Origin of the sequence: Psychromarinibacter halotolerans (assembly GCF_029168315.1) — a bacterium.
GTDB lineage: Bacteria > Pseudomonadota > Alphaproteobacteria > Rhodobacterales > Rhodobacteraceae > Psychromarinibacter > Psychromarinibacter halotolerans.
Window position 1 is genome coordinate 265,060 of sequence record NZ_JARGYD010000004.1, and the last position, 22,007, is coordinate 287,066.

General features: G+C 66.0%; 20 protein-coding genes. 11 read left to right on the plus strand and 9 right to left on the minus strand.

Annotation, left to right across the window (positions count from 1 at the left end; all coding sequences use genetic code 11):
* Positions 1-58: 58 nt before the first annotated feature.
* From P1K30_RS12375 to P1K30_RS12395, 5 genes are read left to right on the plus strand one after another with little or no spacing between them, the layout of a single operon-like run.
* Entirely contained in the window at positions 59-928 is an 870-nt protein-coding gene (locus P1K30_RS12375; RefSeq protein WP_275633053.1) for a carbohydrate ABC transporter permease, read from the plus strand.
* Entirely contained in the window at positions 928-1,755 is an 828-nt protein-coding gene (locus tag P1K30_RS12380) for a carbohydrate ABC transporter permease (RefSeq protein WP_275633054.1), read from the plus strand. The genes P1K30_RS12375 and P1K30_RS12380 overlap by 1 nt, the downstream gene beginning before the upstream one ends.
* Positions 1,756-1,759: 4 nt before the next feature.
* Positions 1,760-2,524 carry a glucosamine-6-phosphate deaminase gene (nagB, locus tag P1K30_RS12385; RefSeq protein ID WP_275633055.1) on the plus strand — a complete coding sequence of 255 codons (765 nt, stop codon included), beginning with the start codon at positions 1,760-1,762 and terminating at the stop codon, positions 2,522-2,524.
* Positions 2,525-2,534: 10 nt separating this feature from the next.
* Positions 2,535-3,605, plus strand: a complete 1,071-nt coding sequence (locus P1K30_RS12390; protein ID WP_275633056.1) for an ABC transporter ATP-binding protein — start codon at positions 2,535-2,537, stop codon at positions 3,603-3,605.
* Positions 3,605-4,687, plus strand: coding sequence for an N-acetylglucosamine-6-phosphate deacetylase (locus P1K30_RS12395; protein WP_275633057.1), 1,083 nt, complete (start codon positions 3,605-3,607; stop codon positions 4,685-4,687). The genes P1K30_RS12390 and P1K30_RS12395 overlap by 1 nt, the downstream gene beginning before the upstream one ends.
* Before the next feature lie 27 nt (positions 4,688-4,714).
* Here the strand turns inward: P1K30_RS12395 and P1K30_RS12400 are convergent, their stop codons facing one another.
* The 3 genes from P1K30_RS12400 to P1K30_RS12410 form a co-directional block, all read right to left on the minus strand.
* Positions 4,715-6,043, minus strand: a complete 1,329-nt coding sequence (locus P1K30_RS12400) for a DEAD/DEAH box helicase (RefSeq protein ID WP_275633058.1) — start codon at positions 6,041-6,043, stop codon at positions 4,715-4,717.
* Positions 6,044-6,335: 292 nt separating this feature from the next.
* Complete coding sequence (locus tag P1K30_RS12405) at positions 6,336-8,228, minus strand: TRAP transporter permease (protein WP_275633059.1); 1,893 nt, start codon at positions 8,226-8,228, stop codon at positions 6,336-6,338.
* A 74-nt stretch (positions 8,229-8,302) separates the two neighbouring features.
* Positions 8,303-9,301 (minus strand): TAXI family TRAP transporter solute-binding subunit, encoded by a 999-nt coding sequence (locus P1K30_RS12410; protein ID WP_275633060.1) that lies wholly within the window; start codon positions 9,299-9,301, stop codon positions 8,303-8,305.
* Between the two features lie 295 nt (positions 9,302-9,596).
* On the opposite strand from P1K30_RS12410, the gene P1K30_RS12415 reads away from it, so the two are divergent.
* From P1K30_RS12415 to P1K30_RS12435, 5 genes are read left to right on the plus strand one after another with little or no spacing between them, the layout of a single operon-like run.
* Positions 9,597-10,295, plus strand: a complete 699-nt coding sequence (locus tag P1K30_RS12415) for a DUF2848 domain-containing protein (protein ID WP_275633061.1) — start codon at positions 9,597-9,599, stop codon at positions 10,293-10,295.
* A 35-nt stretch (positions 10,296-10,330) separates the two neighbouring features.
* On the plus strand, positions 10,331-10,714 hold the full coding sequence (locus tag P1K30_RS12420) for a cupin domain-containing protein (protein ID WP_275633062.1): 384 nt from the start codon (positions 10,331-10,333) through the stop codon (positions 10,712-10,714).
* A gap of 5 nt (positions 10,715-10,719) precedes the next feature.
* Positions 10,720-11,400 (plus strand): GntR family transcriptional regulator, encoded by a 681-nt coding sequence (locus tag P1K30_RS12425; RefSeq protein ID WP_275633063.1) that lies wholly within the window; start codon positions 10,720-10,722, stop codon positions 11,398-11,400.
* A 1-nt stretch (position 11,401) separates the two neighbouring features.
* Positions 11,402-12,742, plus strand: a complete 1,341-nt coding sequence (locus tag P1K30_RS12430) for an amidase (RefSeq protein ID WP_275633064.1) — start codon at positions 11,402-11,404, stop codon at positions 12,740-12,742.
* Between the two features lie 14 nt (positions 12,743-12,756).
* Positions 12,757-13,956: an FAD-dependent oxidoreductase gene (locus P1K30_RS12435; RefSeq protein WP_275633065.1), complete on the plus strand. Its 1,200-nt coding sequence runs from the start codon at positions 12,757-12,759 to the stop codon at positions 13,954-13,956.
* Positions 13,957-14,123: 167 nt separating this feature from the next.
* Here the strand turns inward: P1K30_RS12435 and P1K30_RS12440 are convergent, their stop codons facing one another.
* Genes P1K30_RS12440 through P1K30_RS12460 form a run of 5 tightly spaced genes read right to left on the minus strand, consistent with a single transcriptional unit; the run spans position 14,124 to position 19,720 of the window.
* Complete coding sequence (locus P1K30_RS12440; RefSeq protein WP_338052361.1) at positions 14,124-14,927, minus strand: RNA ligase family protein; 804 nt, start codon at positions 14,925-14,927, stop codon at positions 14,124-14,126.
* Positions 14,928-14,967: 40 nt separating this feature from the next.
* Positions 14,968-16,605: a hydantoinase B/oxoprolinase family protein gene (locus P1K30_RS12445; RefSeq protein ID WP_275633066.1), complete on the minus strand. Its 1,638-nt coding sequence runs from the start codon at positions 16,603-16,605 to the stop codon at positions 14,968-14,970.
* Positions 16,602-18,683, minus strand: a complete 2,082-nt coding sequence (locus P1K30_RS12450) for a hydantoinase/oxoprolinase family protein (protein ID WP_275633067.1) — start codon at positions 18,681-18,683, stop codon at positions 16,602-16,604. The genes P1K30_RS12445 and P1K30_RS12450 overlap by 4 nt, the downstream gene beginning before the upstream one ends.
* A gap of 12 nt (positions 18,684-18,695) precedes the next feature.
* Positions 18,696-19,271 carry a peroxidase-related enzyme gene (locus P1K30_RS12455; RefSeq protein WP_275633068.1) on the minus strand — a complete coding sequence of 192 codons (576 nt, stop codon included), beginning with the start codon at positions 19,269-19,271 and terminating at the stop codon, positions 18,696-18,698.
* Positions 19,268-19,720, minus strand: coding sequence for an esterase (locus P1K30_RS12460; protein WP_275633069.1), 453 nt, complete (start codon positions 19,718-19,720; stop codon positions 19,268-19,270). Before P1K30_RS12460 ends, P1K30_RS12455 begins: the two co-directional genes overlap by 4 nt.
* 206 nt (positions 19,721-19,926) lie before the next feature.
* On the opposite strand from P1K30_RS12460, the gene P1K30_RS12465 reads away from it, so the two are divergent.
* A complete protein-coding gene (locus tag P1K30_RS12465) occupies positions 19,927-20,937 on the plus strand; it encodes a LysR family transcriptional regulator (protein ID WP_275633070.1) in 1,011 nt (336 codons plus the stop codon).
* Here P1K30_RS12465 and P1K30_RS12470 read toward each other — a convergent pair.
* Entirely contained in the window at positions 20,934-21,911 is a 978-nt protein-coding gene (locus tag P1K30_RS12470) for a LysR family transcriptional regulator (protein WP_275633071.1), read from the minus strand. The two genes, P1K30_RS12465 and P1K30_RS12470, sit on opposite strands and share 4 nt — an antisense overlap.
* Positions 21,912-22,007: the final 96 nt, after the last annotated feature.

Sequence of the window (22,007 nt, forward strand, 5' to 3'; positions counted from 1 at the left end):
CTTTCCGATCTCTGACGGCGCTGCCCCACCAGAACCGACCCGCCAGAAACGAGCTGCCATGTCCCTTTCCCAACGTTCCGAAAACGCCATCCTGACCGCGCCGCTGGTGCTGTTTCTGCTGGCGTTGCTGGGCTTCCCGACCGTATTGGACATCGTCTATTCGCTGTCCGACGTCAGCTTCGAGACCCTGCGCGCGCCGACTTTCACCGGTCTGGACAACTTCCGCGCGGTGCTGGCCGATCCCGATTTCTGGCAGGCGACGTGGTTCTCGCTTAGCTTCGCGGTCCTGACCTCGGTGGCCGAATGCGTGCTGGGGCTGGCGCTGGCGATCTATTTCTCGCCCATCCTGCGGCGCGCACCGTGGATGCTGGCGATCCTGATCATGCCGATGATCATCGCGCCCGCCATGATGGGCCTGATGTACCGGCTGGTGCTGCACGAGTTCATCGGGCCGCTGCCCAACTACCTGTATAACTGGTTCGGCGTGTCCTACGGCTTTCTGACGGCGCAGAACGTATTCACGACCATCTTCGTGATCGAGACGCTGCAGTGGACGCCCTTCGCGCTGCTTCTGTTCCACATGGCCTATGAATCGATCCCCGAGGACATCCGCGAGGCCGCGTCGGTCGACGGCACCCGCACATGGCGGATGCTGACCCGGATCGAGCTGCCGCTGATGCTGCCGACGCTCGGCGTGGCGCTGTTCATCCGTTTCATCGACGGCTTCCGCGTGTTCGATAACATCTGGACGCTGACCGGCACCGGGCCGGGCGGGTCCACGACCTCTTTGTCGATCTACATCTACGTCGCGTTCTTCCGGTCGGGCGAGATCGGGCAGGCCATCGCCGCGTCGATGATCCTGTTCGCGGCGGCCTTCCTCGTGCTGTTCGTCGCCGCCCGCCGGGGCCGTGGAAAGGAGACCGCGTGATGCGCATCGCTTCGCTGATCCGCTGGATCGTCTTCGCCTTGGTGGCCTTCGTGCTGAACTTCCCGGTGATCGCCACGCTGATCACCTCGTTCAAGTCGAACGCCGAGATTTCGCGCAATCCGGGGCTGTGGATCCGCGAGCCGACGCTTGCCCACTATGCCACCGTGTTCGATCCGGCGGGCCGGTTCGACGTGTGGCAGTTCCTTGGAAACTCGCTGACCGCCGCGCTGATTGGCACCATCCTTCCGATCGCGCTGTGCTTTCCGGCGGCATGGGCGATGGCGCGGCGCGGGGTGGGGCTGAACGTGCTGTTCCCCGCGGCGGTGAACCTGCGGGCGCTGCCGCTGATCGTCTTCGCGATTCCGCTGTACCTGATGTACCAGTCGCTTGGCTTGCTGGACACCAAGCTTGGCCTTGGCCTGATCCTTGCCGTCGTGAACATCCCGATCGCGCTGCTGATCCTGACCAACACCGTGCGCGACCTGCCGTATGAACTGGAAGAAGCCGCGCGGATGGACGGGGCGTCGATGGCGACGCTTCTGTTCCGGATCGTGCTGCCGATGTGCCGACCGGCCATCGTGACGGTGTTCATCTTCGGCTTCATCACGGCATGGAACGAGTTCCTGTTCGGCCTGATGTTGACCACCCGCGATGCCGTTCCGGTGACCGTTGGCGCCTCTTTCTTCTTCGCTTCGGGCGGCGGAGGCGTGCAATGGGGCGTCGCGGCTGCGATCATCATGGTATCGGCGGCGCCGCCGGTGTTGCTTGGGCTTGTCATGTACCGTCATATCGGCGGCTCGATGACCGGCGGTGCGGTAAAGGGATAACGACATGAAACTGCTTATACTCCCCGATGCCGCCGCAGCGGCGGCCCGCGTGGTGGATGAAATCCGCGACCTCGTGGACCAGAAACCCGAAGCGCGGCTGGGCCTTGCGACCGGCGGCACGATGGAGCCGGTCTACGAAGGGCTTGTGAAATCGGACGCGGATCTGCGCCGGGTGACGACCTTCAACCTTGACGAATACGTCGGGCTGTCGCCGCAGCATCCGCAAAGCTACCGCAGCTTCATGGAGGCGCGGCTGTTCGGCCCGAAGGGTATGTCGCGCAAGCAGACGCATCTGCCGAACGGCGACGCGCCGGACCCCGAGGCAGAGGCCGACCGCTACGAGGCGCAGATCGCCGAGGGCGGGCTGGACCTGCAACTGCTGGGCATCGGCGCGAACGGGCATATCGGGTTCAACGAACCGACGTCCTCGCTTGGCTCGCGCACGCGGGTCAAGACGCTGACCCGCCGCACCCGTGCCGACAACGCCCGTTTCTTCGACGACGAGGACGCGGTGCCGCGCTTTGCGATCACTATGGGCATCGCCACGATCCTTGACGCGCGGCACGTCATCCTGCTGGCCACCGGCACCGCCAAGGCAGAGGCCGTGGCCGCGATGGTCGAGGGCCCGCTGTCGGCGGTGTGCCCGGCCTCGGCGCTGCAATTGCACCGCCGCGCCACCATCGTTGTCGACACCGCCGCCGCGTCCAGCCTTGCCCTGCGCGACTATTACGAAACCGTCCATCCGGGCGGTGCCGAGCCCGAGCTTTAGGAGACCTCCCGTGACCACGATCACCCTTGAGAACATCGGAAAGCGTTTCGGCACCACCGACATCTTCCACGACCTGTCCCTGTCCATCCGGGATAGCGAGTTCGTCGTCTTCGTCGGCCCTTCGGGCTGCGGCAAGTCCACCCTGCTGCGCCTGATCGCGGGACTGGAACAGGCGACGTCCGGCAAGATCTCTATCGACGGGCGGGACGTGACCAACACGTCGCCGCATGACCGGGGGCTGTCGATGGTGTTCCAGTCCTATGCGCTGTACCCGCACATGACCGTCCGCCAGAACATCGCCTTCGCGCTGCACACCGAGAAGCTGCCGAAATCCGAGATCGACGCGCGCGTGAACGAGGCGGCGCGGGCCCTGCAGATCGAGCCCTATCTGGACCGCAAGCCCAAGGCCCTGTCGGGCGGCCAGCGCCAGCGCGTCGCCATCGGTCGCGCCATCGTCCGCAAGCCCAAAGCCTTCCTGTTCGACGAACCGCTGTCGAACCTCGACGCCGCGCTGCGCACCGAGACACGGATCGAGATCGCCGAACTGCACAAAAGCCTTGATGCGACGATGCTGTACGTCACCCACGATCAGGTCGAGGCGATGACGCTGGCCGACCGTATCGTGGTGCTGAACGGCGGGCACATCATGCAGGTCGGCACCCCGCACGAGCTGTACACCGCGCCCGCGAACACCTTCGTGGCGCAGTTCATCGGTTCGCCCAAGATGAACCTGCTGCCGGTCGAGACGACCGCGCGCGGCGTCGAACTAAGCGCCGGAAAGCCTGCGCTGCCGGTTCCGGTGCGCCCCGCCGAGCAGCTTGGCATCCGTCCCGAGGCGCTGCGGCTGGTCGCACCCGAACAGGGGCTGGTGACCGGCAAGGTGGCGTTGTCCGAGTATCTGGGCGCCGACCTTAGCGTTTACGTCGATACCGAGCGGGCAGGGCGGGTCACGCTGCGCGGGCCGGGAACGATGAAGGTGACCGAGGGCGAGACCGTCGGGCTGACCTTCGATCCGTCCGAGGCGCATCTGTTCGACGCGTCCGGCGACGCGATCCGCGGCGAAGCGAAGGTGGCCGCGTGATGCGGATCGGCGCGCGATACCTGTGGTCGGACGGACGCCTGTGCGAGCAGGCGGTGCTTAAGATCGAGGACGGCAAAGTCGTGTCGTGCGGGCCGCGCAACGGCGGACCCGTCGACCGAGAGGTGCATCTGGCGATGCCCGCCTGCACCGACCTTCAGGTCAACGGCGGCGGCGGCGTCATGGTGAACGACGCCAAGGGCGCCGACGGGCTGCGGACCATTGCCGCCGCACACCGCGCGCTGGGCACCGGGTGGATCATGCCCACCGTCATCACGGACGCGCCAGAGGTGCTGGCTGACGCGGTCGAGGCCGCCATCGAAACCGCCGGAGAACCGGGTCTTCTGGGGCTGCACATCGAGGGGCCGCATCTGGCCGAGCGGCGACGCGGCACCCATGCCACCCGCTACATCCGCCCGCTGGACCGCGCGACAGTGGACCACGCCCGCGCGCTGAAAGCGGCGGGGTTGCAGGTCATCGTGACGCTTGCGCCGGAACTGGCGGACCCCGCGCTTTTGGCCGAACTGGTCGATACCGGCGCCGTGGTCTCTGCCGGTCACAGCGGCGCCGACCTGCCGCAGGCGCGGGCGGCATTCGACGCGGGCGTGACTTGTGTGACCCACCTGTTCAACGCGATGGACCAGATGTCGTCCCGCGCGCCCGGCCTTTTGGGGGCGGCAATCGATTCCGAGGTGTACTGCGGCATCATCGCGGACGGCCTGCACGTAACGCCCGAGATGCTGCGCATCGCGCTGCGGGGCAGGCCCTCGACGGGGCTGACCTTCGTCGTGTCGGACGCGATGGCCACCGTCGGCGGGCCGGACAGTTTCTGGCTGTATGGAAACGAGATCCGCGCGGTCGATGGTCACCTGATCAACGCCGAGGGCGCCTTTGCCGGCGCGCATATCGACATGGTGACTTCGCTTGCGAACCTTCTGACCTTCGGCATCCCGCTGGCGCAGGCGATCCCGATGGTCACCGACATCCCGCGCAAGGTCCTTGGCCTGCCGCCGCAGTCGATCTGCGACGGGTGGTCGGCGGATGACCTGCTGTTGCTGGACGCCGAAATGAAACCGGCGGCCTAAGCCGCCGGGTTCCGAACTTCTCTGCGATTATGCCGCGCGACGGCGACCCCGCGACCGGCGACGGCGATTGCCGTTCGCCCCGTCGGCGTTCGCGGCCTCGGGCTTGCCGCCCTTCGACTTCTGGCCCTGCGGCTTGCCGCCGCCCCGCTTGTGCTGGCCACCGCCACCACCACCACCGCCACGGCGGTTCGAGGGCTTGCGGCTGCGACCCGGTGCGCCGTTTTCCAGCGGGCTGTCGCCGCTGGCCACCGGCACCTCGATCTTCATCAGCTTCTGGATCTGGTGCAGCAGGTCCGCTTCTTCGGTCGAGCAGAAGGCGATTGCCTCGCCCTCGCGGCCCGCACGCGCGGTCCGGCCGATGCGGTGGACATAGTTGTCCGGCACCTCGGGCAGGTCGTAGTTGATCACATAGGACACGCCGGGAATGTCGATGCCGCGCGCGGCGACATCGGTGGCGACCAGCGTGGTGATCGAGCCTTCGCGGAACGCCTTGATGGCGCGGTCACGCTGGCCCTGGCTTTTGTTGCCGTGGATCGAGGCGGCGTTGTAGCCGTCCGCGACAAGACCCTTCATCAGCTTCTCGGCGCCGTGTTTCGTGCGCGAGAACACCAGCGTCAGGGCATCGGGATCGCGCGACAGGATCTCGCGCAGCTTGCCGGGTTTGCCCGGCTTTTCCACGAAGTGCACCGACTGGGTGATCTTGTCGGCGGCCTTGCCCGGAGGGCTGACCTGTACCCGGCGCGGGTTGTTGAGATAGGCGCGCGACAGTTCCTCCATCTGCTTCGGCATGGTGGCCGAGAACAGCATGGTCTGGCGCGGCGTGCCCAGCTTGGGCGCGATCCGGCGCAGCGCGTGGATGAAGCCAAGGTCCAGCATCTGGTCAGCCTCGTCCAGCACAAGGTGCCGGGTCTGGCTGAGGTCGACGGACCCGCGATCCATCAGGTCGATCAGGCGACCGGGGGTCGCCACCAGCACATCCACGCCACGGGCAAGGACGCCGATCTGGCGGTTGATCGACTGGCCGCCCACGACGGTGGCGACGAAGATCTTCGACCCTTCCGTCAGCGGACGCAGGTTGTCGGCGATCTGGTTCACCAGCTCGCGGGTGGGGGCAAGGATCAGCGCCTTGACCGTCTTCGGCTTGGGCTTGCCGGGCTGGTCCAGCAGCGTGTTGATCAGCGGCAGGCCGAAGGCCAGCGTTTTACCGGTGCCGGTCTGGGCAAGGCCCAGCACGTCATGGCCGTCCATCGCCAGCGGGATCGCCTGGTTCTGGATCGGGGTCGGTTCGGTCAGGCCGGCGCGCTTCAGCGCGGCGTTCAGAGTCGGCGCAAGGCCGAGCATGTCGAAATCGAGCAAGTGTCTTCCTTCATGGCCACACGGACGTGACCGATGGACAGGGCCGCACAGGGTGTGCGGCCGCGTAGGGTTGGCGCTGGCCTCGGGATGTGCGGGCGTGTCCCGTACTGTCCGGCCGTCGCGTCAGGAACCCTGCGTGATGGGGAACTGAAGTCTGGCGTCGCTGATGGCCCGGTTCCGGCCCGGTCGGGGCAGGGTGTTGGGCGCGGCATACTCACGCGGCAGCGCAGCGACCCGCCCGACATATCCACATCCGGCGCAAAGTCAAGGCGTAGCGGCGTCCGGGGACCGCCTATGCGCCCGAAGCGGCTTCGGTAGCGTCGGCAGCGATGCCCCGGTCCGGCACTGGCTCGTGCGGCCTGCGAAGCCACGAAACGACGGCCACAGCACCCAACAGCGCGCCACCCACGGCCCAGTAGGGGAAGTTGTCGCGCGGCAGCACCATCAGCACCGCGCTTACCGCCAGAAGTGCGCGAACGGGCACCGAAAGCCGTGTGAACAGCCAGCCGGTCGAAGCGGCGGACGAAGCCACCAGCGCGACGATGGTGATCAGCGTCGCCCCGATGATCTGTGGGACGGTGCCGACCATCAGCAGCTCTGTCCGGTACAGGAACATGACGGGGATCAGCATCACCGGTACCGACAGGCCGAAGGCCACCCAGCCAGTCTTGTTCGCGGGCGCCTCGGCGATGCCCGCCGCAGCATAGGCCGCCAAGGCGATCGGCGGGGTGACCATCGCCAGCACGGCGAAGTACAAAAGCAGCAGGTGCGTCGCCAGCGGGTCGAAGCCGATGCTGATCATCGCGGGCGCCAGCAGGATCGCCGACATCACGTAAGCGGAGGTCGTGGGCATCCCGAACCCCAGCACGATGGCGGCGGCAATTGTCAGCAGCACCGCAAGCGCGATCGAGCCTTCCGACAGGTCGACGATGATGCCTGTGAACTTGGTGCCGATCCCGGTGAAGGCGACCACGCCCACGATCACGCCGGCCAGCGCGCAGGGGATGGCGACGCTGACCGCGCGCTGCGCCCCGGTGGACAGGCTCAGGACGATGTCCTTCACGTTCTGCCGCGTGGTGCCGCGCAAGCTGCCGATGACCACGGTGGCAATGATGCCCTCGATACAGGCGCTGGACACGCTGTAGCCGCTGACGATGCGCCATGCGAGCCACCCCAGCGGCAGCAGCATATGGCCGTAGGTGCGCAGTACTTGGGCGGCTGGCGTCATCTCTTTCAGCGACAGCAGCGGAAGCCGGTCGCGGCGGGCGGTGAAGTCGACCGTGATGAAGACCGACGCGAAGTACAGCAGCGCGGGCAGGGCGGCCGCCGTGATGATCTGGGTGTAGGGGATGCGCAGCATGTCGGCCACGATGAAGGCGGCGGCGCCCATGACCGGCGGCATGATCTGCCCGGCGGTCGACACGACCGCCTCGACCGCGCCGGCGAAGGTCGCCTTGTAGCCCGCGCGCTTCATCAGCGGGATCGAGAAGATACCGGAACTCATGACGTTGGCGACCGCGCTGCCAGACACCAGCCCGGTCAGGGCCGAGCCGACAACGGCGGCTTTCGCCGGGCCGCCGCGATAGCGCCCGGTCATGGCAAGCGCCAGGTCGACGATCATCTTGCCGCCGCCGAACAGTTCGAACACGGCGGCGAAAAGGATGAAGTAGAAGACGACCGACACCGAGATCCCGAGAGGGATGCCATAGATCCCTTCCATCGACATGAACTGCTGGTCGACGAACAGGCCGATGCTGTCCTGACGGTGGCCGAAGTCTCCGGGAAGCGAACCGCCGAACAGCTGGTACATCACGAAGGCGGCGACGACGAAGACCATGCCCTTGCCGACCAGTCGCCACGCAAGCGCGCCAAGCGTCAGCAGCAGAACCGCGGCAGTGGCGAAGTCCATCGCGTAGACCGGATCAAGCCCAGAGATCCGGCTGAGCCAGCGGTCGTGGCCAAGATAGTGATACAGGGGCGGAACAAGCGACAGCACGCCGATCAACAGCAGGATGACCTGCTCGGCGCGACGGGTACTTCGCGCAGCCAGCATCGCCGCGCCGGTCGCCATCGCCAGCCCAAGGTGCGCGGAGCGCACGAAAATCAGGTCCAGTTCCCTGTCCCACCAGATCCAGATCTGGAACAGCGCCCAGACAAGGGCCGTGGCGGTAGCGATGCGTTTCATTCGAGGGCTCCGGACACGTTCCAGGAATTCGGGGTCGTTTGGCCCGCGCGCCGGAACGCGCGGGCCGGGTCAGTTTATTCCATCCAGCCGCGTTCGCGGAAATAACGCTCTGCGCCGGGGTGCAGCGGCAGGTTCACGACTTCGGGACGCCATGCGTTCTCGGGATCGAAGTCCGCAAGCGCGCCGTGACCGGCGACCAGACGTTCGGTGTTCTCGACCAGCGCTTTCACGATGGTATAGGCCACGTCGTCCGACAGGTCGGTCGAGGCGATCAGCGTCGTGGTCGACGAGGGCAGGGTGATGTCCGCGTCCTGACCGCGGAACGACCCGGCCGGCAGGACGGCGGTGCCGAAGCCGTATTTCTCGGTCATGGTGGTCAGCAACTCGGGCGAGGGCGTCAGTTGCACGACGTCCGAGGTCTGCGAGATCTCGGTGGTCATCGGGTGGCCGATGGTGATCATCTGCGGCGTGGCGCTGACGCTGCCGTCCGCGAAGCCCGAGATGGTGTCGGGGATCGGGATGTAGTTGTAGCGGCCGCCGGTTGCCTCAAGCTCGTCTTCCGAGGCTCCGGCCTCGGCCAGAAGCAGTTCGCCCGCGAAGGTCGCGACGCTGCCCGGCGGGTTCAGGCCGATCACGGCCTCGGGGTTCACCTCGGTGAAGTACTCGGACACCGTCGTGCCCGGTTCGGCACCGGCGGCGGTGACGTTCAGGAAGTAGACATCAAGGCCACCCATCAGGGCGCGGATGTTCTCGATCGGGGCGTCGTAGGCAACGATGCCCTCGGCGGCCCAGCTGTTTGTCATCGCGTGGCTCAGGCCGATGTCCGCCTGACCGGCGCCGACAAGGCGCACGTTTGCATGGCCGCCGCCCAGCGGGGGCGTGTCGATGGTGGAGCCTTCCGGCAGGGCGTCGCGAAGGATCTCGCCGATCGTCGCGGAATAGACGAACCAGCTGGATCCGGCGCGGAAGGAGGCAACGGTCAGGTCGACCGAATCCTGCGCGGCGGCGGGGCCGGTCGCGCTAAGGAGGCCAAGGGCCGTCAGCCCGGCGTAGCTGCAATTTCTGAGGAACATGAAAGACCTTCCTGTTGTTTGGGGTCGCCTGTGTGGCGATCCTTTGTATCTGTGATACTTCACAGTGATGACGTATCAATCTGTTTCGCGCAAGGGGAAGGCCAGAATTTCGGAAAACCTCGCGAAATAGGGCTGAAAATTACTTACCTCGATGAAATTATATGCACTTCACGCACGATTATGTTTGCTCGGCAGAGCGGTTGTAGCGTGTTTTGTTGAGAATTTCGTTTTTGCGTTGACGCTGGAATGGTGCGAATCCATACAGTGATACATCACAAATGAATGCGGAGATCCCATGTCCACCAACTCCCTGGAATTCCAGTGTACTGCCGCCTCTGGCGAGGCGACCTTGGTGAGTATCGACCCCGCGTCGCTGGTGATCGCCGGGTGGGCGGGCCGCGATTCGGCGGCGGTCGAGGCTCATATCAAGGAGCTGGAGGAAATCGGTGTCGCACGCCCGCGCCGGACGCCGATGTTCTATCGCTTGGCTCCGTCGCTGGTGACGGTCGACGCGGCGATGGACGTGGTGGGGCGCGAAGCGACGGGCGAGGCGGAAGTCGTGCTGGTGAACGCGGATGGCGCGCTGTGCATCGGGATCGGATCGGACCATACCGACCGCAAGCTGGAAGCGGTGGGTGTCACCCTGTCCAAGCAGATTTGCGGCAAGCCGGTCGGCGCCGCGCTGTGGAAGCTGGACGACCTGCGCGGGCACTGGGACCAGCTGGTCCTGCGTTCGCTCGTCTGGCGCGATGGCGAATGGCAGCTGTACCAGGAGGGCACACTGGCGGGGCTGATGTCTCCGGACATGTTGCTGGAACAGTACGCCGAAGAGGGCGGGACCTTTGGGCCGGGCAGCGTGATGTTCTGCGGCACCGTCCCGATCATCGGAGCGTTATACTTCGCCGAGAAGATGGCCCTCGAACTGGTCGACCCGGTGCTGGAACGCACCTTGCGGCACGAGTTTGGCGTCAACGCATTGCAGATTGCCGACTGACAGGCTTGGCTGAACGTAAGATAGAAGGACAGATGATGAGCAACATGACAAGCAAGCCGCACCTCGAATTCTTCCGGGTCTCGATGGACGAAGGCTGGGAGGTCCCGCCGGGTTACCCGGAGGGCATCGAGCAGAAGATCCTTGCGGGCAGCCTTGACGAAGAGAACGGCAAGGGAAACCGGTCGCGCCTGCTGCGCTTTGCGCCGGGTGTCTACACCACGTCGCCGTTCGTCCACGAGTACTTCGAAGAGGTCTTCCTTGTGTCGGGCGATCTGACCGTGGGCAACGACGAGAACGGCGAAGGCGGCGAGTCCTTCACCGGCCCGACCTATGCCTCGCGGCCGCCGGGGGCCTATCACGGACCTTTCAAGTCCGAGAACGGCTGTGTTCTGTTCGAAATCCACTATTTCGAGGACTGACCCCAATGGCCCCGGTGATCCGTCGCGGCGCAGATGCCGGCAAGGACGGCAAGCGGATCTCGCTTGTCGACCAGGCCTATGAAAGCATCAAACACCGCATCGTCACGACGGCCTATCCTCCCGGGGCTAGTCTGAACGAAGCGCAGTTGTCCGAAGAGCTAGAGATCGGACGCACGCCGGTTCACCACGCCTTGCACCGTCTCGCGCAAGAGGAACTGGTCGACATCCTGCCGCGTAAGGGCGTCCGGGTCCGGCCCGTGCTGCAAGACGAGATCGCCGAACTGATCGAAGCGCGACTGGTGACGGAACCCTATTGCGCCGCCCGCGCCGCCGAGCGGGTGACGCAGGACCAGCTGGAACACCCTCGCCGCATCCTGACCGAAGCCGAGGCCGAGCTTGGCGGCGAGGCGCGGATCGAGGCGCTGATGAAGCTGGACGGGGCGTTCCATTCGTGGGCCAACCGTGTCGGCGGCAACAGGGTTCTGGCGGATGTGCTGGACCAGTTTCAGGATCGCTCGGCGCGGTTCTGGTTCCTGTCGCTGAGCGACGCGCCGCATGTCGAACAGGTCCACGAAGAGCACAAGGCCATCCTGCGCGCCATCGGCGCGCGCGACCCGGACGGGGCGCGGCAAGCGGCCGAGGCGCATATCAAGTCTTTCCGAAGCACAATTCTAAAAGTGATCTGACATGCTGGAACAGGGTGTGACCCATTGCCTTGCCGCGCTCGCGGCAGGGGACACGACAAGCGTGCGACTTCTGACCGCCGCGCTGGACCGGATCGCCGATCCGGAAGGCGAGGGAGCGCGCGTCTTCCGCGACGTGTTTGCCGACACGGCGATGGCCGAGGCACAGGCGTCCGACCGGCGCCGGGCGGACGGTGAACCGCTGGGGCGGCTGGACGGTGTGCCTGTCTCGGTCAAGGACCTGTTCGACATTGCCGGGCGCGTGACGATGGCCGGTTCGGTGGCGCTTGCCAGCGATCCGGCGGCGCAAGCCGATGCCGAGGTCGTCGCGCGGTTGCGGGCTGAGGGGGCCGTGATCGTTGGGCGCACGAACATGACCGAACTCGCCTTTTCAGGCCTCGGCCTGAACCCGCATCACGGCACGCCCGCGAATCCGTGGGACCGCGCTGCGCGTCGCATTCCCGGCGGTTCGTCCTCGGGGGCGGCGGTGTCCGTCACCGATGGCATGGCGGCGGCTGGCATCGGCAGCGACACGGGCGGGTCGGTCCGCATCCCGGCGGCGCTGTGCGGCCTGACCGGATTCAAGCCGACGCAAAACACGGTTTCGCGCAAAGGGGTCTACCCACTGTCGCCGACGCTGGATTCCATCGGCCCCATCGCGCCGACCCTCGCGGATTGCGTGCTGCTGCACGGGGTCCTGAGCGGCGCCGATATCTTGCACGCGACCTACACCGCGCCGCCGCGCGTCTTGGTGCCGACCAACTTCGTGGCGGACGGGATCGACGACACCGTCGCCGAGGCGTTCGAGGCGGCGCTGGACCGGCTTGAGGCTGCTGGCGTCACGCTGGACCGCAAGCGCGTTGCGGCCTTCGACCGACTGCCCGAAATGGGCAAGATCGGCGCCTACCCTGGGATCGAGGCCTTCGCGGCCGAGAAGGAACGGCTGGCCGCGGACCCCGACGGCTTCGACCCGCGCGTGGCGGGGCGCATCCTTGCGGCCGGACACCTTCCGGAAGACGCGAAGGACCGGCTGGACGGGGTCCGCGCGACCTATGTGTCAGAGCTACAGGCCGAGTTGCAGGGCTATGACGGCTTGCTGATGCCCACCGTCCCGACCATCGCGCCGCGTATCGACGACCTTGCGGACGACGCCGCCTATGGCGTGGCCAACCTGCTGATGCTGCGCAATCCCACCGCCATCAATCTTCTGGGCGGCTGCGCGTCCAGCCTTCCCCTGCTTGGCGCGCGCGGCGCCCCTGTTGGCCTGTCGGTCGCAGGCATCGCCGGCGCCGATGCGCAGGTTCTGGGCCTTTCGATGCACTTGGCCGACATTCTCTCATACTGATCCACGAGGAAGACATGACCGATAACAGAGTTCTCATCGCAGGGGCCGGGCCGGTCGGCATGGTTGCCGCCGCGCGGTTGGTGCAGGCTGGCATCCCCGTGACCGTGTTCGAGGCCGGAAGCGACCTGTCGACCCAGTCGCGGGCTTCCACGTTCCACCCGCCAACCTTGGACATGCTGGCCGAACTGGGCGTGGCCGATCGGCTGATCGAGCAGGGCCTTGCCGCGCCCTACGTCCAGTACCGCTCGCGCTCCGAGGGACTTCTGGGGCGGTTCGACTTTGGCGAGATCGCGGACCTGACGGACCATCCTTACCGGCTTCAGTGTGAACAATGGCGCCTGTGCCGCGCTTTGCTGGAGAAGCTTGGAACCGAGCCCGATTTCGAGATTTGCTTCGACAGTCCGGTCAAGGAAATGACTCAGGACGAAACCGGCGTGACGGTCACGCTGGGAGAGGGCGACGCGGCCCGCACCCGGACCGGCCGCTGGCTGATTGGCGCAGACGGCGCAAGCTCGGTCGTGCGTCAGTCGAATGGCATCGGTTTCGAGGGGTTCACGTGGGCAGAGCGGTTCCTTGTCGTCACCACGACGGCGGATCTGCGGGCGCTGGTGCCCGATCTCGACACCGTCACCTACGTGGCCGATCCCGAGCAGTGGAACTTCTTCCTAGAAATCCCGACCGCGTGGCGCGTGATGTTCCCGGTTCCGAACGACATGTCGGACGATCAGGCACTGGAACCCGGCTATGGGGACGGCCTGCTGCAAAAGGTTTTGCCCAAAACGGACATGGACCTGCCGGTCGAGCACCGGACGCTGTACCGGGTGCACCAGCGTGTGGCGGACACTTTCCAGAAGGGGCGCATCTTCCTTGCCGGGGATGCCGCGCACATCAACAACCCGCTGGGCGGAATGGGGATGAACGGCGGCATCCATGACGCGGTGAACCTGACCGGTCGGATGATCTCGGTCTGGAACGGCGACGCGGGCGACGACGAACTGAACCGCTATGATCTGCAGCGTCGTCAGGTCACCGAGGAACACGTCCAGACCATCACCATCCAGAACAAGCGCGACCTCGAGGCGAAGACGCCCGAGGACCGCGCCGCCTATCGCGACGCGATGGCGCGCCGTATGGAAGACGCGGACGTCCGGAGGTCGTTCCTGCAACGCATCGGCATGTTCAACTCGCTGGCGCGGGCGGCGGAACTGGGCTGACGGCGTGTGGCAAGCGGGCGGGGCATTTTTGCCCCGCTGCAGCGAACGGAAAAGGGCCCCCGCGCGGAGGGCCCTTGTCCTTGATGGACCACGGTAGGACCCGCTGTGGCAGGCGGTCTGATGACTGCGCCAGACCTAACCAACCGAATGATTAAGCACGGCAAACGTCAGCTGGTGCGACGAAGCCCATTCTTGACGATCTCGGCTTTGGTCCAATGCGTGTCGCTTTGAACGTGGCCCTCGCGGACGTACTTCGCGATATGAGTCGGCTGTTCACGCTCGAGGAATGACGCGCTTGATCTCACAACGAAGCCTTCTTGTTTTTGAAGATCGAGGCTTTCCAAAACCATTTTGACCATAGCGTCATTGAACTGACCCCGATGCAAGACTGGCACGGGCGCTATGCCCAATTCTGTGAACCTCTCTATCGTATCGTCCCAGCCTTGAACCTCGTCGCCAACGAACCAAGCAAAGCCAAGGAAGTATGATGGAAGGTGGTCGTAGGCGACCGAGTGCTTTGCAAACAAATACTCGCCAACAATTCGTTCATCGGCAGAGAGACTTGGTGAGATGCCAGCGGCGTACGCCTTCATCCAGTCGCGAGATGGGTGGTAGCCGCTGTCAGGGCTTCGCGCATGGCAGCCACCAGAGAAAATGGTCGTGTTTTCACCATCCATTTTCTCGGTGAACACAACCTCGGGGGCCGCACGCAATTGAGCAAGATCTTGAATGATCTTGTCGTCGCTCCCAACGCCGGGTGAATTGGGCAAATGAAATGTGCGTCCGTATTTCTTCATGATGCGCTTATGGCAGAGCCCCAAGGCGAAGCGAAACCCCAAGCTTGTGCCGCGGACCTTAACGAACGTCCTTGAAGGACAGTCCGCCCGGCGGTCGACCCGTTTATTAAAGAGATGGGCCTCTGCGCGGGGGCCCTTTTTCATGTTCGCATCGCCGGGATCGTCTTCGGCCACCAGTTCTTGGAACGCCGCAGTTAGAGCGACGCGGACCGGGTCACTCCAGACCGTAGATCTCTTTCGCGGCCTTCTCCGAGATCCGGCCCTCGCGCAGGTCGCGGCGTACCAGGTCGCGGTCGCGCAGTTTGGGGTCGCCCTGACCGCCGCCGCCCGAGGTGTGCACCGCCGCGCTTTGGCCATCGGTCAGCACGCCGTTGCGTTCCTTCAGAGCCGCGGCGCCCGCCGACATCTCGATGTGCGACAAGCTGCCGTCATGGCCGCCGTCCAGCCCCCACGCGGGGATGCGGGTCAGCGGGCCGCCAAGGTTGGCCGTGGCGGCGTGGCCGACGGGCGAGATCTTGCGCCGGATCGCCATGCCGCCCCGGAACCGGCCGGGACCACCGGAATCCTGCACCAGTTCATAGGCCTCGACCCGCAGCGGATGCTCTGTCTCCAGCGCCTCGACCGGAATGTTGGCCGAGTTCGTGGTGTTTACGTGCACCCCGTCCAGCCCGTCCAGCGTGGCCCGCGCGCCCATGCCGCCGCCCATGCTTTCGTTATAGACATAGAACGCGCCCGTGCGCGGGTTGATGCCGCTCATGGTCTGCACGGTGACGCCGGTCGAGGCGGCGGGCACGCGTTCCGGGATCGCCTGTGCAAGGGCGGCGTACATCATGTCCACCAGCCGCTGCGCCACGTCGTGACGCGAATACACCGCCGCCGGCGGAGCGGCGTTGACGATCGAGCCGTACGGCGCTTCGATCCGGATCGGCCGGTGAAAGCCCGCGTTGGCGGGGGTGTCGCGGTCGATCAGGCTTTTGACGACAAGGTAGACGCAGGCCTGAAGCACGGTGAATACCATGTTCAGACCGGACCGCGTCTGATCCGGGCAGCCGTCGAAGTCGAAGCGGATCTCGTCGCCCGAGACCTCGACCAGCACCTTCAGGTGCAGGATATCGGGCCACAGGCTGGTGTCGAAGTCGCATTCGAACGGGTAGACACCATCCGGGATGGCGGTGATCCCGGCGCGCGCCTTACGTTCGGCATAGTCCAGAAGGGCATTCTGCGCCGCGTGCAGCTTGGCAACGCCATAGCGTTCGCACAGGCTTTGATACCGCTGAAGACCCTGCCGGTTGGACGAGTACTGGGCGCGGAAGTCGTTCACCCGCTCGTCCGGAACCTGACAGTTCAGCAGCACAAGGTTCATCACGTCGTCTTGCAGCACGCCCTCGCGGTACAGCTTGACCGGCGGGATTCGCAGACCTTCCTGGAAGATGTGGGCATGGCCCCGGTCCACGAAGTCGGAATGGTGCGCGATGTTGGCCACCCAAGCGACCAGCGCATCGTCGTAGAACACGGGTTCAAGGAACACGATGTCGTTCAGGTGCGTGCCGCCGCCGGTGAAGGCGTCGTTGCCGATGAACACGTCGCCGGGCCGCAGCTGCGACATGTCGGTGCGCTTGACGGTTTCCTGCAGGATGCCCAGCAGCGAGCCGAAATGCAGGGGGATCTGCTGCGCCTGTGCGATCACATGACCCTCGGTGTCGAAGATCGCGGCGGAACAGTCGCGGCGTTCCTTGATGTTGGCCGAATACGAGGCGCGCATCAGGGCGCGGCCCATTTCCTCTACCACGGTGGAAAGCGCGTTGCCGATCACCTCGACGGTAATCGGGTCAAGCGTCTGGTCTGCGGTCATTCTGCGGTCTCCTCGATCACGAGGTTCAAATAGCTGTCGACGGTGGCGCGCTGGCCCGGCAGCAGGAACACGGTGGTGTCCATCTGTTCCACGATGGCGGGGCCGTCGATGACGTGGTCGGGGCCCAGCAGATCGCGGTCGTACAACGGGCAGGGGGTGAAGGCGCCCGTTTCGGGCAGCCACACGTCGCGGGTGCCGGTTTGGGCGTCCGACACCGGCGTGGTCGCGGGGTCCGAGGTCACAAGCCGCGCGTTGTCGACCTTGCCGGTCGCCACAAGGCGGATCGCGATGATGTGCACCGGTTCGTCCGGCGAGGCATAGCCATAGACCTGACGGTGCGCGTCCTCGAACCGCCGCCGCACCTCGGCCAGCAGGTCGGGGGTCACCGGCCCTTCGGGGCAGTCGACGGACAGTTCGAAGGCCTGTCCCTCGTAGCGCAGGTCCAGCGTGCGCGCGGTCTCGCGTGCGTCGGGGGCGATGTCCTCGCGCTTGAACCAAGCGTCCGCCTCGGCGTCGAGCGTGGCGAAGTCGGCAGAGATGCTGTCGATCCGGTCGGCGTCCAGCGGGGTCATGCGGCCCAGCGAGAAGTAGGATTTCAGATCGGTCAGCAGCAGGCCCATCGAGCACAGGATGCCGGGATTGCGCGGGATCAGGATGCGCGGCATGTCCAGTTCGCGCGCCAGCCGCGCCGCGTGCAGCGGGCCTGCGCCGCCGAAGGCCATTAGCGCATAGTCGCGCGGGTCGTGGCCGCGCTCGACCGAGATCACGCGGATCGCCTTGGCCATGTTCGCCGTCGCGACCGAGATGATGCCCTGCGCGGTTTCCATCACGCCCAGCCCAAGCCGGTCCGCCAGCCGCTGAACCGCGGCGACCGAGGCGTCGCGGTCGATCTCCAGCCGCCCGGCCAGAAGGTGGGTGGGGTTCAGCACTTGCAGGACGACGTTCGCGTCGGTCACGGTCGGCTCGGTATTGCCCTTGCCATAACACACCGGCCCCGGCACGGCGCCCGCGCTTCGCGGGCCGACCTTGAGGTGCCCGCCGCTGTCCACAGCCGAGATTGAGCCGCCGCCCGCGCCAACGGCGTGGATGTCCAGCATCGGCACCTTCAGCGGATGGCCATGTACTTCGGTGTCGGTCGCCAGTTGCGGCCGCCCGCCCGAGATCATCGCGACGTCGGACGATGTGCCGCCCATGTCGAAGGTGATCACGTCGGGCATCCCGGCGGCGACCGCGATCTCTCGCGCGCCCATGACGCCCGCGGCGGGGCCGGACAGGACCGTCCGCACCGGGTAAGTCGCGGCCTCGGTCGCCGAGATCACGCCGCCGTTCGATTGGGTCAGGTGCGGGTCCTCGGCGATACCCAGCTCGCGCAGGCGCGGGCGCAGGCGGTTCAGATAGCCCTGCATCACCGGCCCCAGCGCCGCGTTGATCACGGTGGTCGAGAAGCGTTCGTATTCGCGGTATTCCGCAGCCACCTCCGACGAGGTGGAGATGAAGACGTCCGGCAGTTCCTCGGCAAGGATGCGCTTCGCTTCGGCTTCGTGACCGGGGAACAGGTACGAGAACAGGAAACCGACGGCGACCGCCTCGACGTCCTGCGCCTTCATCTCGCGCGCCAGCGCACGGACCGCCTCGGGGTCCAGCGGCTGACGGACCGAGCCGTCGAAATCGACCCGCTCGTCCAGTTCGAACCGCATGTCGCGCGGGATCAGGGGGGCGGGTTTGACCTGTTGCAGGTCATACAGGTCCGGGCGCATCTGGCGGCGGATCTCGATCACGTCGCGGAAGCCCTTGGTGGTCGCCATTGCGGTGCGGGCGAACTGTCCCGTGATCAGCGCGTTGGTCGCGACCGTGGTGCCGTGACCGACATAGCCGATCTCGCCCGCGTCGCGGCCGTAATGCTCCAGCCCCTCGCGGATGCCGGTGGCGATGGCCTCGGACGGGTCGCCGGTGGTGCTGGACACCTTCCAGACCGTCAGCTTTTGCGTCGCCGGGTCGAAGAAGGTGATGTCGGTGAAGGTCCCGCCGGTGTCGGCGCCGACCCGCAGCGTGTGGCCGCCGGATGCGTGTTCAGGCACGGCGCGGTCTCCTTATTTCTTGTCGCTGGGCACGGCGTGCCCCAGCGTGTGCATCAACCGGTTCGCCCAGCCGAACATCGCGGCGGAATGGACGAGGTCCGATATGTCGTCATCCGAGAACCCAAGATCGCGCAACGTCGCGACCTGGTCCGCGGTGGCGGTCGAAGGTGTGGCCGACAGATCGCGGCAAAAGGCGATCACCGCGCGCGTCTTCGCGTCGAAGTCGCCGTCGAGCCCCTTGAGGTAAAGTTCTTTCACCACGGTGTCTTCGCCAGTGATCTGCATGTGCCGCTTGGCGTGGACCGACGCGCAGTAGACGCAGCCGTTCACGCGCGACGCGACCAGCGCGCCAAGCTCGCGCCACTCGTTCGCCAGACCGCCCTTGGCGTACATCACCAGGTTATACAACTTGGTCCGCGCGGCATAGGATTCCGGGTCGTGGGCCAGCGTCCGCACATAGGGCGACACCTTGCCGCCCGAGGGCGTCACCTGCATCGCTTCCAGTTGCGCGGGGCTTGCGTCCTCCATCTCCAGCGGCGCGATGTGTGGGTGCCAGACGAGGGGGCGCATGGTGAATCCGGTGCTCATGACGGGGCTCCCAGCAGGGCCAGTCCGGCGTGGACGCGGGCGTGATAGTTCGCAAAGGCGATCAGTTCCGACAGCGCCACGATCTGCGCAGCCGTCAGGCCCGCGTCTTCAAGCGCGGTGATATGTGCGGCGGTGCTGTCGATGGGGCGGGTGGTGACGTGATCGGCGTGGCGCAGGATTGCGGCAAGGAAGGGATCGGTCCCGGCCTCGGCGCCCTCGGCGATCGCGGCAAAGGTGGTGTCCTGCATCTCGGCGCGGTAGCGGGCCGCAAGGTCGTCCTGCCCGGCCATCGCGCAGATGCGCGCGACCAGCGCCCGCCGCAGGTCGCTGTCCAGCCCGTGGGTCTGTACCGGAGAGATCACCGACTGGCGCGCGGCGTCCGTGCCATCCGCGAACTCGGGGCGCGGGCCGACGTGCGATGGCGGGGTGTCGGTCTGAGTATCGTCCATAAGCGCGGTCAATTGCCCTGTTTTCGTTGCAGATCCGGTCTTTCGCCGGACGGTGTGATCTGATGCGAAAATAGCATGTGATTCAAGTGCAAATGTCCTATAGGTATAAAGAGACGGCTTTGGCGCAGGCGTTGCGTTACAGGTTCAGGAGTTTTGACGCGCCGGACGACCGATTGTATGAAGGCTTTGATCAAGGCGGGATTTTCATGGACAGCGAACGACTTTTCGACCTTCGGCAACTCGAGGCATTTGCCGCCGTGATTTCCACGGGCTCGGTCACCGGGGCCGCCAAGGTCATTGGAAAAAGCCAGCCGGTGGTCAGCCGCCTGATCCAGGAATTGGAAAGCGACCTTGGGTTCGACCTGTTCACCCGCTACGGCCGCCGGATCACTCCGACCGAGAATGGCGTCAGTTTCTATCGCGAGGTCGAGCGGCTGCTTGACGACGCGCGCCGCACCCGGCTTCGGGCCGAGGACATGTCCGCCCGGCGCACCGAGTCCGTCGAGATCGTGTCGACCGCCGCGATGGCATCGACCATCGTGCCCTCGGCGCTGCGCATCCTGAAAGAGCGTGGCAACCTGCCGCCAAACGTCACCGTGCGCATCCAGACCTCCGAGGCGGTGATCCAATCCGTCGCCTCGGGCGCGGCGGACATCGGTATCGCGTCGATGCCGCTGAACCACCCCGGTCTGGAAGTGCAGTGGATCGCCGAGGTGTCCTGTGTCTGCGTCCTGCCCGAGGACGCGCCGCTGGCCCGCAAAGAGACGATCGACCTTACCGACCTTGCCGACTGGCAGTTGGTGACGCTTCTCAATCCCTACCGCGTGCTGGGACGGATCTCGGCGGCGATCGAGCGGGTGCATCTGGAAACGCCCTCGGTCATCCGCACCAACTCGTCCGCGGCGGCGCTTCAGATGGTCAAGGCGGGCCTCGGCGCCGCGTTGCTGGAACCCGTGTCGCCGATCATCCAGAACATCGAAGGGCTGGCGGTGCGCCCGCTGAGCGTTCACATCCCCTATCTCTGGGGCGTGGTGACACCGGTCGGCGTGCCGGGTTCGCCCGTGATGCCGCTGCTGATCCAGGCGATGGCCGACGCGTCGAAGGTGGGTCTTCCCGGCTACCGCGAGCGGGATGTGCGCGATCTCGAGGCGATCCTGAAGAACATCCACGACTTCGACGCCGACGGAGAAGACAAACCCGGTCAAGGCGCCGCCTAGGCGTGCAGCGCCCGGGCAGGGCGCTCTTCCGTCGGCGCGGCGGTGCCCATGCGCCGGGCACGGCCCCGCAGGATGCCGCGCGCGGTGAAGGTCGAGACCTCGGTGCCGATGATGCGCAACAACTGTCGCGTGGCCGAGGTGACGGGCTGCGATAGGGCGGTCCCCACCACCAGTTCTGCCGTCATCGGCACGCCGGCGAGGATCGGGCGGGCGGCAAGGCGTCCGGCCTCGACCTCGCGGTGGACCACGCCGAAGGGCAGGATGCCCACGAAACCCTCGGTCTCGATCAGTTCCTTGACCGCCGCGATCGAGTCGATCTCCATCGCGGCGTCCAGCGCGCGACCGGCATCGTCGAAGGCCGCTTCGATGCTGCGGCGCAGGCCCTGTCCGTCGGTGGTCAGGATCAGGCGCCCGGGGTCGATGTCGGCGATGCGCGCGGGACCGGCGGGCTGCGCCGGACCGGCGGCGGTGATCAGGAACAGCTCTTCCGAGAAGACCGGCTCGACCGAGATATGCGGTGCCTTGTGGGGTTCGTAAAAGATGGCAGCGTCGACCTCGCCGTCGGCCAGCCATTCGGCAAGCGTGCTGCTGTTCGCTTCGACCAGCTGAAGCCGGGCGGGGCTGCACTGGCGGTGGAAACTGGCCGCGACAGAGGCCGCGATCGAACGGCTGACCGATTGCGGGATGCCAAGCCGCACGGTCCCGGCGTCGGTGCCCGCGCGGGCCGAGATTTCGGTCCGCAGGCGTTCGAGATCCTGAATCAGCGGAACGACCTTTTCGCGGAACTGCCGCCCGGTGTCGGTCAGGCTTGCGCCCCGACCGTGGCGGTACAGCAGCGCGGCGCCGAGGTCCTGTTCAAGCCGGCTGATCTGGCGGCTGAGCGTCGGTTGGGGAACCCCAAGCCGCAGCGCCGCGCGAGAGATGCTGCCAAGGTCGGCAATGGCCAGAAAGCTCTTGATTTCACAAAGTTCCATAGCCGTCATCCATCCAGTGCGCGGGCGCGCATCGTGTCGGGGAAAGGAAATGCCGAAAAGGGGGCGGGGCGCGGTCGTCCCGCCGGGGTGGTCCTG

What these genes read in the sequence shown, in the direction of transcription:
- P1K30_RS12375 (WP_275633053.1), top strand. Translation starts at nt 59, where the DNA reads ATGTCCCTTTCCCAACGTTCCGAAAACGCCATCCTGACCGCGCCGCTG.
- P1K30_RS12380 (WP_275633054.1), top strand. Translation starts at nt 928, where the DNA reads ATGCGCATCGCTTCGCTGATCCGCTGGATCGTCTTCGCCTTGGTGGCC.
- nagB (WP_275633055.1), top strand. Translation starts at nt 1,760, where the DNA reads ATGAAACTGCTTATACTCCCCGATGCCGCCGCAGCGGCGGCCCGCGTG.
- P1K30_RS12395 (WP_275633057.1), top strand. Translation starts at nt 3,605, where the DNA reads ATGCGGATCGGCGCGCGATACCTGTGGTCGGACGGACGCCTGTGCGAG.
- P1K30_RS12405 (WP_275633059.1), bottom strand. Translation starts at nt 8,228, where the DNA reads ATGAAACGCATCGCTACCGCCACGGCCCTTGTCTGGGCGCTGTTCCAG.
- P1K30_RS12410 (WP_275633060.1), bottom strand. Translation starts at nt 9,301, where the DNA reads ATGTTCCTCAGAAATTGCAGCTACGCCGGGCTGACGGCCCTTGGCCTC.
- P1K30_RS12415 (WP_275633061.1), top strand. Translation starts at nt 9,597, where the DNA reads ATGTCCACCAACTCCCTGGAATTCCAGTGTACTGCCGCCTCTGGCGAG.
- P1K30_RS12420 (WP_275633062.1), top strand. Translation starts at nt 10,331, where the DNA reads ATGAGCAACATGACAAGCAAGCCGCACCTCGAATTCTTCCGGGTCTCG.
- P1K30_RS12425 (WP_275633063.1), top strand. Translation starts at nt 10,720, where the DNA reads ATGGCCCCGGTGATCCGTCGCGGCGCAGATGCCGGCAAGGACGGCAAG.
- P1K30_RS12430 (WP_275633064.1), top strand. Translation starts at nt 11,402, where the DNA reads ATGCTGGAACAGGGTGTGACCCATTGCCTTGCCGCGCTCGCGGCAGGG.
- P1K30_RS12435 (WP_275633065.1), top strand. Translation starts at nt 12,757, where the DNA reads ATGACCGATAACAGAGTTCTCATCGCAGGGGCCGGGCCGGTCGGCATG.
- P1K30_RS12445 (WP_275633066.1), bottom strand. Translation starts at nt 16,605, where the DNA reads ATGACCGCAGACCAGACGCTTGACCCGATTACCGTCGAGGTGATCGGC.
- P1K30_RS12455 (WP_275633068.1), bottom strand. Translation starts at nt 19,271, where the DNA reads ATGAGCACCGGATTCACCATGCGCCCCCTCGTCTGGCACCCACACATC.
- P1K30_RS12460 (WP_275633069.1), bottom strand. Translation starts at nt 19,720, where the DNA reads ATGGACGATACTCAGACCGACACCCCGCCATCGCACGTCGGCCCGCGC.
- P1K30_RS12465 (WP_275633070.1), top strand. Translation starts at nt 19,927, where the DNA reads ATGGACAGCGAACGACTTTTCGACCTTCGGCAACTCGAGGCATTTGCC.
- P1K30_RS12470 (WP_275633071.1), bottom strand. Translation starts at nt 21,911, where the DNA reads ATGGAACTTTGTGAAATCAAGAGCTTTCTGGCCATTGCCGACCTTGGC.